The 13,488-nt window shown below is 71.8% G+C and carries 10 protein-coding genes; 9 read left to right on the forward strand and 1 reads right to left on the reverse strand.

Going from position 1 to position 13,488, the window contains the following annotated elements; translation table 11 throughout:
- The first annotated feature begins 29 nt into the window (after positions 1–29).
- From ACZ3II_RS41770 to ACZ3II_RS41805, 8 genes are all read left to right on the forward strand, one after another.
- Entirely contained in the window at positions 30–1,973 is a 1,944-nt protein-coding gene (locus ACZ3II_RS41770) for a TIGR03960 family B12-binding radical SAM protein (protein ID WP_465526114.1), read from the forward strand.
- Positions 1,974–2,039: 66 nt separating this feature from the next.
- On the forward strand, positions 2,040–2,759 hold the full coding sequence (locus ACZ3II_RS41775; protein WP_465526200.1) for a TIGR03936 family radical SAM-associated protein: 720 nt from the start codon (positions 2,040–2,042) through the stop codon (positions 2,757–2,759).
- Between the two features lie 200 nt (positions 2,760–2,959).
- Positions 2,960–6,304, forward strand: a complete 3,345-nt coding sequence (locus ACZ3II_RS41780) for an Rne/Rng family ribonuclease (protein WP_465526116.1) — start codon at positions 2,960–2,962, stop codon at positions 6,302–6,304.
- A 111-nt stretch (positions 6,305–6,415) separates the two neighbouring features.
- A complete protein-coding gene (locus ACZ3II_RS41785) occupies positions 6,416–6,892 on the forward strand; it encodes a hypothetical protein (protein WP_465526118.1) in 477 nt (158 codons plus the stop codon).
- Positions 6,893–7,057: 165 nt separating this feature from the next.
- Complete coding sequence (gene rplU / locus ACZ3II_RS41790; RefSeq protein ID WP_043526292.1) at positions 7,058–7,372, forward strand: 50S ribosomal protein L21; 315 nt, start codon at positions 7,058–7,060, stop codon at positions 7,370–7,372.
- 7 nt (positions 7,373–7,379) lie between these two features.
- Positions 7,380–7,634 carry a 50S ribosomal protein L27 gene (gene rpmA / locus ACZ3II_RS41795; protein ID WP_465526120.1) on the forward strand — a complete coding sequence of 85 codons (255 nt, stop codon included), beginning with the start codon at positions 7,380–7,382 and terminating at the stop codon, positions 7,632–7,634.
- A 132-nt stretch (positions 7,635–7,766) separates the two neighbouring features.
- Positions 7,767–9,275: a GTPase ObgE gene (gene obgE, locus ACZ3II_RS41800; protein WP_465526124.1), complete on the forward strand. Its 1,509-nt coding sequence runs from the start codon at positions 7,767–7,769 to the stop codon at positions 9,273–9,275.
- 57 nt (positions 9,276–9,332) lie between these two features.
- Positions 9,333–9,770 (forward strand): GNAT family N-acetyltransferase, encoded by a 438-nt coding sequence (locus ACZ3II_RS41805; protein ID WP_465526126.1) that lies wholly within the window; start codon positions 9,333–9,335, stop codon positions 9,768–9,770.
- Here ACZ3II_RS41805 and trpS read toward each other — a convergent pair.
- On the reverse strand, positions 9,750–10,724 hold the full coding sequence (trpS, locus tag ACZ3II_RS41810; RefSeq protein ID WP_465526128.1) for a tryptophan--tRNA ligase: 975 nt from the start codon (positions 10,722–10,724) through the stop codon (positions 9,750–9,752). The genes ACZ3II_RS41805 and trpS overlap by 21 nt on opposite strands.
- Positions 10,725–10,958: 234 nt before the next feature.
- Between trpS and pepN the strand changes: the two genes are divergently transcribed.
- On the forward strand, positions 10,959–13,454 hold the full coding sequence (pepN, locus tag ACZ3II_RS41815) for an aminopeptidase N (protein WP_465526130.1): 2,496 nt from the start codon (positions 10,959–10,961) through the stop codon (positions 13,452–13,454).
- Positions 13,455–13,488 lie beyond the last annotated feature (34 nt).

Raw genomic sequence — 13,488 nt, forward strand, 5'->3', positions numbered from 1 at the left:
CCGAACGGCCTCGCGTACCCTGGACACCCATGAGCGTGAGTTCCGTCTTCCCGCAGCTCGAGCAGTTGCTGCCCCGGGTCAGCAAACCGATCCAGTACGTGGGCGGCGAGCTCGGCGCCGTCGTCAAGGACTGGGACGCCACCACCGTCCGGTGGGCGCTGATGTACCCCGACGCCTACGAGGTCGGCCTGCCCAACCAGGGCGTGCAGATTCTGTACGAGGTGCTCAACGAGCAGGAGGACGTGCTCGCCGAGCGCACCTACGCGGTCTGGCCGGACCTCGAGGCGCTGATGAAGGAGAACGGCGTCCCGCAGTTCACCGTCGACGCGCACCGCCCGGTGAAGGCGTTCGACGTCTTCGGGATCTCGTTCGCCACCGAGCTGGGCTACACCAACATGCTCAGCGCGCTCGAACTGGCCGGCATCCCGCTGGACAGCGCCGACCGGGACGAGTCGCACCCGATCGTGCTGGCCGGTGGCCACGCCAGCTTCAACCCGGAGCCGATCGCCGACTTCATCGACGCCGCCGTGCTCGGTGACGGCGAGGAGGCGGTCCTGGAGATCACCGGGATCATCCGGGAGTGGAAGGCCGAGGGCTGCCCCGGCGGGCGCGACGAGGTGCTGCTGCGCCTGGCCCGGACCGAGAGCATCTACGTGCCGCGGTTCTACGACGTCGACTACCTGCCCGACGGCCGGATCCAGCGGGTCGTGCCGAACCGGCCGGACGTGCCGTTCCGGGTCGCCAAGCGGACCACCATGGATCTCGACGCGTGGCCGTACCCCAAGAAGCCTCTGGTCCCTCTCGCCGAGACCGTCCACGAGCGGTACGCGGTGGAGATCTTCCGGGGTTGCACCCGGGGTTGCCGGTTCTGCCAGGCCGGCATGATCACCCGCCCGGTGCGGGAGCGGTCGATCACCACCGTCGGCCAGATGGTCCAGCAGGGCCTGGAGTTCTCCGGCTTCAACGAGGTCGGCCTGCTGTCGCTGTCCAGCGCCGACCACTCCGAGATCGGCGACATGTGCTCCGGCCTCGCCGAGCAGTACGCGGACACCAACGTCTCGCTGTCGCTGCCGTCCACCCGGGTCGACGCGTTCAACATCGACCTGGCGCAGGAGCTGTCCCGCAACGGGCGGCGGACCGGTCTCACCTTCGCGCCCGAGGGCGGTTCGGAGCGGATCCGCAAGGTCATCAACAAGATGGTGACCAAGGAGGACCTGATCCGTACGGTCGTCACGGCGTACTCGAACGGCTGGCGGCAGGTCAAGCTGTACTTCATGTGCGGCCTGCCCAGCGAGACCGACGAGGACGTCCTGGAGATCGCCGAGATGGCGCACGAGGTGATCCGGGCCGGCCGTGCCGCGGCCGGCACCAAGGACATCCGGTGCACGGTGTCGATCGGCGGGTTCGTGCCGAAGCCGCACACCCCGTTCCAGTGGGCGAAGATGGACCGGCCGGAGGTGATCGACGGCCGGCTCAAGATGCTCAAGAACGCGATCAACAGCGACCGGTCGCTCGGCCGGGCGATCGGCTTCCGCTACCACGACGGCGAGCCGTCCCTGATCGAGGGCCTGCTGTCCCGCGGCGACCGCCGGGTCGGCAAGGTCATCCGCCGGGTCTGGGAGAAGGGCGGCCGGTTCGACGGCTGGTCCGAGCACTTCTCGTACGCCCGCTGGGTCGAGGCCTGCGACGAGGTGCTGCCCGGGATGGGCGTGGACCTGGACTGGTTCACCACCCGCGAGCGCGAGGAACTGGAGGTCCTGCCCTGGGACCACCTGGACTCCGGCCTCGACAAGGACTGGCTGTGGCAGGACTGGCAGGACTCGATGAGCGAGTTCGAGCAGGACGACTGCCGCTGGACCCCGTGTTTCGACTGCGGCGTGTGCCCGTCGATGGACACCGAGATCCAGATCGGCCCGACCGGCAAGAAGCTGCTTCCTCTGACACCCGTGAACAACCTGCGGGTCCCCGTTTAGGAGTTTCCGATTCCCCCGAAGAACCAGCCCGTCGGCGGCCAGGCCCCGGTCGTCCAGCGGATCCGTCTGCGGTACGCCAAGCGCGGCCCGCTCCGCTTCACCTCGCACCGGGACTTCGCCCGCGCGTTCGAGCGGGCGCTGCGCCGGGCCGCCGTACCGATCGCCTTCTCGCAAGGTTTCACCCCGCACCCGAAAATCTCGTACGCCAGCGCCGCCCCGACCGGTGTCGGCAGCGAGGCGGAGTACCTGGAGATCGGCCTGCAGGCCCCGGTCGACCCGGAGCAGCTGAAGGTCGCGCTGGACGCCGCGCTCTCGCCGGGCCTGGACATCCTGGAGGCGGTGATCGCCGGCGAGGGCAGCCTCGCCGACCGGATCGACGCCTCGCAGTGGCGGCTGGAGCTGCCGCAGGTCGAGCCCGCCGACGCGGAGAAGGCGGTCACCGCGTTCCTCGACTCGGCGGAAGTCCTGGTGGAACGCATGACCAAGCAGGGCAAGCGCAGTTTCGACGCGCGGGCGGCGGTGTCCCGGTGCACGGTGACTGCTCAGCCGGACCTACCTTCCGGGGCGGTTGCGGTACCGTGTGCGATAATCGACCTTGTCGTACGGCAGGTGACACCCGCCGTGCGGCCCGATGACGTCCTCTCCGGCCTGCGCGTGGTGGCCGGCCTGGAGCCGCCGGTGCCCCCACGGGTGACCCGGCTGGCCCAGGGCACACTCACCGCGCAGGGGGAGATCGTCGATCCGTTGGACGCGGATCGCGGGGGCGTCGGCATCGGAGAACGCTAGCCGGGAGTCCGGCCTGCGTTCGCCGAACCTGTGTCAGCGTGGCGAACCGGTGGTTTCGGTCGATGCCAGGTTGGCAAAGGTTCACTGGCAGACTTCGGCAAGCCCGGCCCGCACAGGGCTGGGCCCGAAAAACTTTTGCAGCGACCCTGCGTGGCAGCGCTCACCCGCGCCCGGGGTCGCCGAGAACTGGAGAGCGCCCCATGCTCGATAACGAGCCCCCAGTCAACCTGGGAGATCAGGGCGGTGAACGGGACGGAGCAGTCACGCCGCCCGCGGAAGCCGCCGCCAGCACGACCCCGGCACGCCGGACGCGGGCTCCGCGCCGCAAGGCGGCCGCGCCTCCGCCGGAGGCCGACGCACCGGCGAGCGACGCCGCCCCGGCCGCCGATCCCGGCACCGGGACCGAGGCCGACGCCGCCGAGGCGCCGCCCGCCCCGGTGAAGAAGGCGACCCGCGCCCGGCGCAAGAAGGCCGAGCCGGCGGCTCCCGCTGCCGAGGACGCCACCGAGCAGGCCGTCCCCGCTGCCGCTGAGCCGGCTGCCGCCACTCCGGCCGCGACCGGCCCGGCCGAGGAGGCCGCCGAGGTTCCCCCGCCGCCGGTGAAGAAGGCGACCCGGGCCCGCCGCAAGAAGGTCGAGCAGCCCGCTCTCGTGGAGGACCCGACCCCGGCCGACGTCCCGGTCGAGGTGGCGGCGCCCGCCACACCCGCGGCGCCCGCCGAGCCCGCCGAGCCCGCCGTGGAACTCTCCGAGGAGGACGAGGCCGCTCTCATCGAGGAAGCCGCCGTGGAGGCCGCCTCGGCCGCCCGCGCCGCCGGCGTCCCGGTGGTCGGCATCCTCCCGCTCGACGACGACTTCGTGGAGGAGCAGCCGGCCGGTCCCGCCAAGACCCGCCGCGGCGCCCTTCCGCCCGCCGTGCTGTTCATGCCCCCGGAGGCCGTCGAGGCCGAGCCCGCGCCGGTGAGCCGTCGCCGCCGTCCGGCCGCCGCGCCGGTCGCCGAGCCGGTGGCCGAGGTCGTGGCCGTCGCCGAGACCGCGACCGCCCCGGCCGAGGTCGTGGCCGAGGAGCCCGCCGAGGAACCGGCCGAGGGCACCCGCCGCAGCCGTCGCCGCCGCCGGGGCGCTGCCGAGGAGCCCGCCGAGGTGGCGGTCACCGAGGCCGAGCCGGTCGTGGACGAGACCGACGAGAGCGCCGACGACGTCGAGGACGGCGCCGACGACGAGAACGACGACGATGACGACAGCGCCGCCGGCCGCCGTCGCCGCCGCCGTGGCCGTCGTGGCCGGGGCCGGGGCAAGGGCCCGTCCGACGACGCCGACGACGATGCCGAAGAGGGCGCCGAGGACGGCGCCGAGGCGTCCGCCGAGGACGGCGAGGACGAGGACGAGGAGCCGGAGGAGGGCGAGGGCGAGGGTGACGGCGTCACCCGGCGTCGCCGCCGCCGGCGCCGCAAGGGCTCCACCGGTGACGGCGAGACCGGCGGTATCGAGGACGGCGTGCACACCGTGGTCCGGGTGCGCGAGCCCCGGCGGACCTCCGACGAGGTGCAGGGTGTCTCCGGCTCGACCCGGCTGGAGGCCAAGCGCCAGCGCCGCCGGGACGGCCGGGAGCAGCGCCGGACCCGCCCGCCGATCCTGAGCGAGTCGGAGTTCCTGGCCCGCCGCGAGGCGGTGGACCGGGTGATGGTCGTCCGGCAGAAGCAGGACCGTACCCAGATCGCCGTGCTCGAGGACGGCATCCTGGTCGAGCACTACGTCGCCCGGGCCACCTCCGGCACCATGGTCGGCAACGTCTACCTCGGCAAGGTGCAGAACGTGCTGCCGAGCATGGAGGCGGCGTTCGTCGACGTGGGCCGCGGCCGCAACGCCGTGCTCTACGCCGGTGAGGTCAACTGGGACGCCACCGGGCTGGAGGGCCGGGCCCGCTCGATCGAGCAGGCGCTGCGCTCCGGCGACTCGGTGCTGGTGCAGGTCACCAAGGACCCGATCGGCCACAAGGGCGCCCGCCTGACCAGCCACATCGCGCTCTCCGGCCGGCACCTGGTCTACGTGCCCAACGGCAACGCGTCCGGGATCAGCCGCAAGCTGCCGGACAACGAGCGCAAGCGGCTGCGCGACATCCTGAAGAAGATGGTGCCGGACGGCGCGGGCGTGATCGTGCGCACCGCGGCCGAGGGCGCCACCGAGGACGAGCTGGCCCGCGACGTCAAGCGGCTCCAGGCGCAGTGGGAGGACATCCAGGCGCGGGCCGCCGAGGGCAACGCCCCGCGGGCCCTGTCCGAGGAGCCGGACCTGGTCATCCGGGTCGTCCGGGACCTCTTCAACGAGGACTTCCGCGAGCTGGTGGTGCAGGGCGAGCAGGCGTACGCCGAGGTCGAGAACTACCTCGACTCGGTCTCCCCGGACCTGGTGGAGCGGCTGCGGCGGCACACCGGTGTCACGGACGCCTTCGCCGAGTGGCGCATCGACGAGCAGATCCTCAAGGCGCTGGACCGCAAGGTCTTCCTCCCGTCCGGCGGTCACCTGGTGATCGACCGGACCGAGGCGATGACGGTGGTCGACGTCAACACCGGTAAGTACACCGGCGCGGGCGGCAACCTGGAGGAGACGGTCACCCGCAACAACCTGGAGGCGGCCGAGGAGATCGTGCGCCAGCTGCGGCTGCGCGACCTCGGTGGCATCGTGGTGATCGACTTCATCGACATGGTGCTGGAGAGCAACCGCGAGCTGGTGCTGCGGCGGCTCACCGAGTGCCTGGGCCGGGACCGGACGAAGCACCAGGTCACCGAGATCACCTCGCTGGGTCTGGTGCAGATGACCCGGAAGCGGATCGGCGCGGGCCTGCTGGAGGCGTTCAGCGAGAACTGCGACCACTGCAAGGGCCGCGGCCTGGTCATCCACCAGGAGCCGGTGCCGGAGAAGCGGTCGAACGGCAACGGTGGCGGCGGCAACGGTGGTGGCGCGAGCAACCAGGTGAAGGCGGTCGCGGCGGCGGTGCGCACCGAAGCGCCCGTGCAGCAGCAGCCTCCGCAGCAGTCGTCGTCGCGCCAGCGGCGCCGCCGTGGCGGCAGCGACAGCGCCCCGGTGGAGCAGGCGCCGGTGGAGACCGTGGTGATCGCGGAGCCGGCGGTCGTCGAGGATGCCGGCCCGGTCGCGGAGATCGCGGAGGTTCCTCCGGTCGCGGTGGAGCAGGCGCCGGTGCAGGAGGCCCCGGTGGAGCAGGCGCCGGTGCAGCCGGCGCCGGTGCGGCAGGCCCCGGTGGCGGGTTCGGGGATCGTCCGGCCGGCTCAGCCGGCGGTGACCACCGCGAACGATGACGACGACTACGACATCAGCGGTTACGACCTGTCCCGGTACGAGACGGCGGAGGAGCCCGCAGCGCCCGTGAACGGCGCCGTGGACGCCGAGCCGATGCGTCTCGTCGGTGCGGACGACCCGGACGCGGCCGAGGACGACGAGGACGACGACGAGGACGCGGTGGGCGCCGGCACGGGCACCCGCCGCCGGTCGAGGCGGGGCGGCGCGAGGCGGCGTACCCGGCCCTGAGCAGTGTGAACCCGCCCCCGCAGTTAACTAGAAAGAAAGTTAACTGCGGGGGCGGGTTTTCCGTTACCCTCGCTGGGATCGATCCCTTTCCCCCGAGGAGACCGAGTTCCCATGCGTATCCATGCCCTCGCCGCGGTGGCGATCTCCGCCGCGCTCCTGACCGCCGGCTGCTCCGGCGGCGGCGACGAGCCGAAGCCCGCGGCGACCACCGCGGCCGCGGCTCAGCAGGCCGAGAAACCCACCGACGCCGCGCTCTCCGCGGACACCGAGGCCATCTGCGACCAGGCGAGCCGGACCAGCACCGCCTTCGGCAAGACCGTCGTGGAGAACCGGGCGCTGCTGGCCCAGGCCGGAGCGGAGAGCAAGGAGGCCAAGGCCAAGGCCCAGGAGAAGGTCACACGTGACGTGCAGAACTTCTCCTACGCCCTGCTCGACATGTCGAAGCTGGTCGCCGACGCCGAGGTCAAGAAGGCCCTCGCCGCGCTGGGCGCACAGGTCACCGCGGTGAAGGGCGACATCGGCAGGTTCGACGACAAGAAGCTCGTCGAGCTGCACGGAACGCTGGACAAGGCGTGCGGCCGGGGCTGACAACCCGGTTTGGGCCTCGGGCCTGCGATGAAGTAGTCTTTCCGACGGCGCCTTTTCGGCGCTAGCTCCGTGCGCGCTCGGATCACACTGCAGCGCAAGCCGGAATCTTTAGCAACATCCGCCAGCAGCCACGCGGCTGCGTAAGTCTCAGGGAGTCCGCGTCTCATGTACGCGATCGTCAAGACCGGCGGCAAGCAGTACAAGGTTGCCGAGGGCGACGTGATCGAGGTCGAGAAGCTCGCGGGTGAGCCCGGCGACGCTCTGACCCTCGCCGCGGTCCTCCTCGTCGACGGTGACAACCTGGTGACCGAAGCGGCCAAGCTTGCCAACGTTACGGTGTCCGGCGAGATCGCCGAGCACACCAAGGGTCCGAAGATCCGGATCCACAAGTTCAAGAACAAGACCGGATACCACAAGCGCCAGGGGCACCGTCAGCCGCTGACCCGCGTCAAGGTGACCGGCATCAAGAGCGGGAAGTAGGCGCGCAATGGCTCATAAAAAGGGTGCATCCAGCTCTCGTAACGGCCGTGAGTCCGCCGCCCAGCGGCTGGGCGTCAAGCGGTTCGGCGGCCAGCTCGTCAACGCCGGCGAGATCCTGATCCGCCAGCGTGGCACCAAGTTCCACCCGGGCGACCTGGTCGGCCGCGGCGGCGACGACACGCTGTTCGCGCTTGCCGCCGGCAACGTCCTGTTCGGCACATCGCGCGGTCGCAAGACCGTCAGCATCGTGCCGGTCGCGTAGTAGTTTTTCTTCAGCGGGCCGTGGACCCTCGGGTCCGCGGCCCGCTGTCGTTTTCGCAGTCGCCGTGTGTGGAGTTCGGCCGTCCATGACGCCCGAACTCAACACGCTGGACCTCGGCAGTAGGAGTCGCAAGTGACCACGTTCGTCGACCGGGTAGTGCTGCACCTGCAGGCGGGTGACGGGGGCCACGGGTGCTCCTCCGTGCACCGGGAGAAGTTCAAACCGCTCGGCGGGCCGGACGGCGGCAACGGCGGGCACGGCGGCAGCATCACCCTGGTGGTGGACCCGCAGCAGCACACCCTGCTGGACTTCCACTTCCACCCGCACATCAAGGCCAGCAACGGCGGCGGTGGCGCCGGGTCGAACCGGGACGGCGCGACCGGCAAGGACCTGATCCTCAAAGTGCCGGACGGCACCGTCGTGCAGACCGAGGACGGCGAGGTGCTGGCCGACATGGTCGGCGCCGGCACCGAGTTCACCGTGGCCCGGGGCGGCCGCGGCGGCCGGGGCAACGCGTCGCTGGCCAATGCCCGCCGCAAGGTGCCGGGCTTCGCCGAGCTGGGCGAGCCGGGCGACCAGCTGGACGTGGTGCTGGAGCTGAAGAGCGTCGCCGACGTGGGCCTGGTCGGTTTCCCGTCGGCGGGCAAGTCGTCGCTGATCGCGGTGATGTCCGCGGCCAAGCCGAAGATCGCCGACTATCCGTTCACCACGCTGGTGCCCAACCTGGGTGTGGTGCAGGCCGGCGAGCACACCTACACCATCGCCGACGTGCCCGGGCTGATCCCCGGCGCGGCCACCGGCAAGGGTCTGGGCATGCAGTTCCTGCGGCACATCGAGCGGACCTCGGTGCTGGTGCACGTGCTGGACGCGGCGGCGCCGGAGATCGAGCGGGACCCGCTGGCCGACCTGGACGCGATCGAGGCGGAGCTGGCGGCGTACGGCGGTCTCGAGGACAGGCCGCGGATCGTGGTGCTCAACAAGATCGACATTCCGGACGGGCGCGACCTGGCCGAGATGGTCCGGCCCGACCTGGAGGCCCGCGGCTACCAGGTGTTCGAGGTCAGCGCGATGACCCGGGAAGGCCTCCGGGAGTTCGGGTTCGCCCTGGCCAAGCTGGTCGCGGAGTACCGCGCGGCCAAGCCGGTCGAGGAGGCGACCCGGATCGTGATCCGGCCGCGGGCGGTCGACGACACCGGCTTCACCATCGAGCAGGACGAGGACGGCGTCTTCGTGATCCGCGGCGCCCAGGTGGAGCGCTGGGTGCGGCAGACCAACTTCGACAACGACGAGGCCATCGGTTACCTGGGTGACCGCCTGGAACGGCTCGGCGTCGAGGCCGAGCTGGCGAAGAAGGGCGCGGTGGCCGGGTCGCCGGTGCGGATCGGCCAGCGCGAGTTCGACTGGGCGCCGAACGCCGGCGAGTACATCTCCGGCCCGCGCGGCACCGACTCCCGCCTGGAGGAGCTGGACACCCGGCCGTCCGCGGCGCAGCGTCTCGCCGCCCGCAAGGCCCGCCGCATCCGCAACGACGACGAGCTGACCCACATGTCGGCCGACGGCACGGTCAGCACCGTCGCCAACTCCCAGCTCCCGGTGCTGGTGAGTGACGAGGATGACATCGAGGGCGACACCGACGAATAGGCAGTCGTCCAGATCACCGCAACCCGCCGGAAACGGTCGTCACCTAGAGTCACCTGGGTGCTGATCGAGATCCGACCCTCCCTGGACCCGGAACTGGCCATCCTTCTCACCGCTGAGCAGCGAGAACTGGCCGGTTCCGGCGGGTTCGGCGGGGGCCGGGCATTCGAGCCCGACGATGACATCGAGTATCTGGTAGGTGTCGTCAACGGCCGGGCGGTGGCCTGCGGGGGCTGGCAGGCGCTGGCCCCGGGCACGGCCGGGATGCGGCGGCTGTACGTGCGCCCCGCCTTCCGCGGCCGCGGCCTGGCCCGCCAGATGATCGTGGCGATCGAGGAGGAGGCGCTCGCCGTGGGCCGCCCGGTGATCCGGCTGGAGCTGGAGTCCCGGCTGTCCGCGGTGATCGCCCTCTACCAGTCGTCCGGCTACCTGCCGGCACTGCCGGACCGTCCCGGACTGGTCCGGTTCGAGAAGCGGCTACCCGCACTGGTCCAGTAGGCCGAGGGCGGTACGCGTCCGGCGTACCGTCGCGAAAGCCCTGGGCCGGACCGACCGCGCGCCCTCCGCCAGGATCTCCCGGACGTGCCCGGGGTCGGCGGTCAGCTCGGCGTGCCGCGCCCGGATCGGCGCGAGCACCGCCTCCACCGCGTCCGTGACCTCCCGCTTCAGCTCTCCGTAGGAGTGCGGATCGGCCGGCGCCCGGCCCGTGCAGGCCGCCAGGATGTCGATCAGGTTGGTGACACCCGGCTGCCGTTCCGGATCGCGGCGCACCACCCCCACCTCGTCGGTGACCGCCCGCGCCACGGTCCGCCGCACCACCTCCGGCGGGTCGAGCAACGCGATCCGCCCGGTTCCGGTGCTCTTGCCCATCTTGGTGGTGGGATCGGCGAGGTCCATGACCCGCGCGGCCGCCTCCGGGCGCACCCCCTCGGGCACCGTGAGAGTCGGGCCGTAGCGGGCGTTGAACCTGGTCGCGAGTGTGCGGGCGAGCTCCAGATGCTGGTTCTGGTCCTCGCCGACCGGCACCTGCACGATGTCGTGCGCCAGGATGTCGGCGGCCATCAGCACCGGGTAGGTCAGCAGGCTGAGCCGCACGTGACCGCCGCCGGACGACTTCTCCTTGAACTGGATCATGCGGGCCGCCTCGCCGAACCCGGTCACGCACTCCAGCAGATAGTGCAGCTCGGTGATCTCCGGAACGTGCGACTGGACCACGATCGGCGTGCGCTCCGGGTCGACGCCGGCGGCCAGCATGACCGTGGCCTGTTCGAGGGTGAGCGCCCGGACCCGCTCGGGATCGTGCTCCAGGGTGAGCGCGTGCAGGTCCGCGATCAGCGCGATCGAGTCGGTGCCGTCCTGCGCCGCGATCAGTGGGCGCAGAGCGCCCAGCAGATTGCCGAGATGCAGGTGGCCGGTGGGCTTGAAGCCGGTCAGGCGGCGGGTGGGCGACATGTCGGATCTCCTTGCGGGGTACGGGTGACCGCCTGCTCCGGGAGATCGCGTGCTCGACGAGAAACGGCCGCCCGGATCGGGCGGCCGCGGAAGTGGAATCGCGCGTGTGGGTGAGCCGCCCCGTCAGGGCAGCCACCAGTCATTGCCGCAGAAGTCGGGACGGCAGACGCGCATGGATCAAGCGTAGCGCGCCCACCGTAGGGACGGCGGCCCCAAACGGGCATGATTGTCGGCATGCCCACCCTGACCCGTGCCGAGGCCGTCGAGCGAGCATCCCTCGTCGACGTCGAGGAATACCACATCGACCTGGACCTGACCGGCCCCGGCGACACCTTCCGGTCCCGTGTGACGGTGCGATTCCGTGCCCGGGCCGGCGCCGCGACGTTCCTGGAGTTCGAGCCCGCCGAGGTCCTCTCGATGACGCTCAACGGCGCCGCCGTGCCGCCGGAGGCCTCGACCGGGGCCCGCCTCGAGCTGACCGGCCTCGCCGAGGAGAACGAGCTGGTCGTCGACGCTCTGATGCGGTACTCCAACGACGGGGAGGGGCTGCACCGGTACACCGATCCCGCCGACGGGAACACGTACCTCTACCAGCATCTGTTCATCAACAACGCCGGGCGGGTGCTGCCCGCGTTCGACCAGCCGGACCTCAAGGCCGTCTTCACGGTCGGCGTCACCGCGCCGGAGCAGTGGCTGGTCGCCACCAACGGCGCCCTCGTGTCCCGGGACGGCGGCCGCTGGCGGTTCGCGCCGACCAAGCGCATCTCCACCTACCTGGCCACCCTCATCGCCGGGCCGTACCACCAGGTCACCAGCGAGCACGACGGCATCCCCCTCGCGCTGTACGTGCGGTCCGCCCTGGCCGAGCACCTGGACGCGCAGGCGCCGGAGATCTTCGAGCTGACGAAGGCGTCGCTGGACCGGTTCCACGAGATGTTCGACATCCGCTACCCGTTCGGGCACTACCAGCAGGCGTTCGCGCCCGAGTTCAACTTCGGCGCCATGGAGTACCCCGGCCTCGTCGTCTTCCGGGACGAGATGATCCCCCGCTCGGCCGTCACCGACAGCGACCGGGAACGCCGGGCCAACGTGATCGCCCACGAGATGGCCCACATGTGGTTCGGTGACCTGGTCACCATGGCCTGGTGGGACGACCTGTGGCTGAACGAGTCGTTCGCGGAGTACCTGGGCTCCCGGGTCACCGCTGAGGCGACCCGGTTCAGCGACGCGTGGACCACCTTCGCGATGCACCGCAAGGCCTGGGGTCTGCGCGCCGACCAGCGGCCGTCCACCCATCCGGTCGCCCCGTCCGAGGTCGGCGACACCGAGCAGGCGCTGCTCAACTTCGACGGGATCTCGTACGCCAAGGGCGCCGCCGTCCTCAAGCAGCTGGTCGCCTGGCTCGGCGACAAGGCGTTCCTGGCCGGGCTCAACGAGCACTTCCAGGCCCACGCCTACGGCAACGCCACCCTGGCCGACCTGCTCCGCGCCCTGTCCGGGGCCAGCGGCCGGGACCTGTCCGGCTGGGCCGAGGTGTGGCTGCGCCGGGCCCAGGTCAACACGCTGCGCGCCGAGGTCACCCGGGACGGGACGGACTACGCCGAGGTCGCCGTGGTGCAGACCGCGCCGGCGGACCACCCGACGCTGCGGCCGCACCGGATCGGCGTGGGCCTCTACGACAGGCGGGCCGACGGCAGCGTGGCGCTGCGGCGGCGCCTCGAGGTGGAGCTGGACGCGTCCGGGCGGACCGTGCTGGCCGACCTCGCCGGACAGCCCGCGGCGGACCTGCTGCTGCTCAACGACGGTGACCTGACGTACGCGAAGATCCGCCTGGACGACGATTCGGCGGCCGCCGTGCCGCTGCTGCTGCCCCGGCTGGACGACTCGCTGGCCCGCGCCGTGATCTGGGCCGCCACCCTGGACGCGGTGGTCGACGGGGAACGCCCGGTCGCCGAACTGGTCGCCCTGGTGCTGGCCGCCCTGCCGGTGGAGAGCGAGGTGGCCGTCGTCGAGGACGTGCTGCGGGCCACCCGCGGCCTGGTCGACCGGTACGCCTCACCGGAGACCCGCCCGGCCGCCCTGGAGATGCTCGCCCAGGCCGCCGACCGGCTGCTCGCCGCCGCGCCGGCCGGTGACTCCCGGCAACTGGCCGCCGCCCGCGGCCTGATCGGCGCCACCGTCGACACCGCCCGGCTGCGCGGCTGGCTGGCCGGGGAGGACGTGCCGGACGGCCTGGCCGTCGACGCCGACCTACGCTGGCTGATCATCTACCGGCTCGCGGTGCTCGGCGTGGCCGGCGCCGACGTGATCGACGACGAGCTGGCCCGCGACCGCAGCGCCTCCGGCGAGCAGTGGGCCGCCCGCTGCCGGGCCGCCCGGCCGGACCCGGAGGCCAAGGAGACGGCCTGGACCGCGATCATCCGGGACACCGCGCTGTCCAACCGGCTCGCCGAGCTGACCGCGAGCGGCTTCTGGCAGCCGGAACAGCTGGAACTGCTGGAGCCGTACGCCGAGCGGTACTTCACCGACATGCCGGAGATGATGCGCAACCGGGGCGGGATGAGCGCCGAGCACATCGCCTCGGTGGCGTACCCCTCGGTGGTGGTCTCCGCACGCACCCGGGACCTCGCCGCGAACCTGCTGGCCGACCCGGGCCTGCACCAGATCCTGCGCCGTGTGGTGGAGGACTCCGACGACGACCTGCGCCGGGCCCTGATCGCGCGAGGCTGACGGACTCCCGTGGGCGGGCGGCCCGGAAGTCTCC

This window comes from Actinoplanes sp. NPDC019969, from assembly GCF_055562375.1.

Excerpts from the sequence above, each read along its gene's own strand:
- ACZ3II_RS41780 (WP_465526116.1), top strand. The coding sequence starts at position 2,960 with ATGCTCGATAACGAGCCCCCAGTCAACCTGGGAGATCAGGGCGGTGAA.
- pepN (WP_465526130.1), top strand. The coding sequence starts at position 10,959 with ATGCCCACCCTGACCCGTGCCGAGGCCGTCGAGCGAGCATCCCTCGTC.
- trpS (WP_465526128.1), bottom strand. The coding sequence starts at position 10,724 with ATGTCGCCCACCCGCCGCCTGACCGGCTTCAAGCCCACCGGCCACCTG.
- rplU (WP_043526292.1), top strand. The coding sequence starts at position 7,058 with ATGTACGCGATCGTCAAGACCGGCGGCAAGCAGTACAAGGTTGCCGAG.
- rpmA (WP_465526120.1), top strand. The coding sequence starts at position 7,380 with ATGGCTCATAAAAAGGGTGCATCCAGCTCTCGTAACGGCCGTGAGTCC.
- ACZ3II_RS41785 (WP_465526118.1), top strand. The coding sequence starts at position 6,416 with ATGCGTATCCATGCCCTCGCCGCGGTGGCGATCTCCGCCGCGCTCCTG.
- ACZ3II_RS41770 (WP_465526114.1), top strand. The coding sequence starts at position 30 with ATGAGCGTGAGTTCCGTCTTCCCGCAGCTCGAGCAGTTGCTGCCCCGG.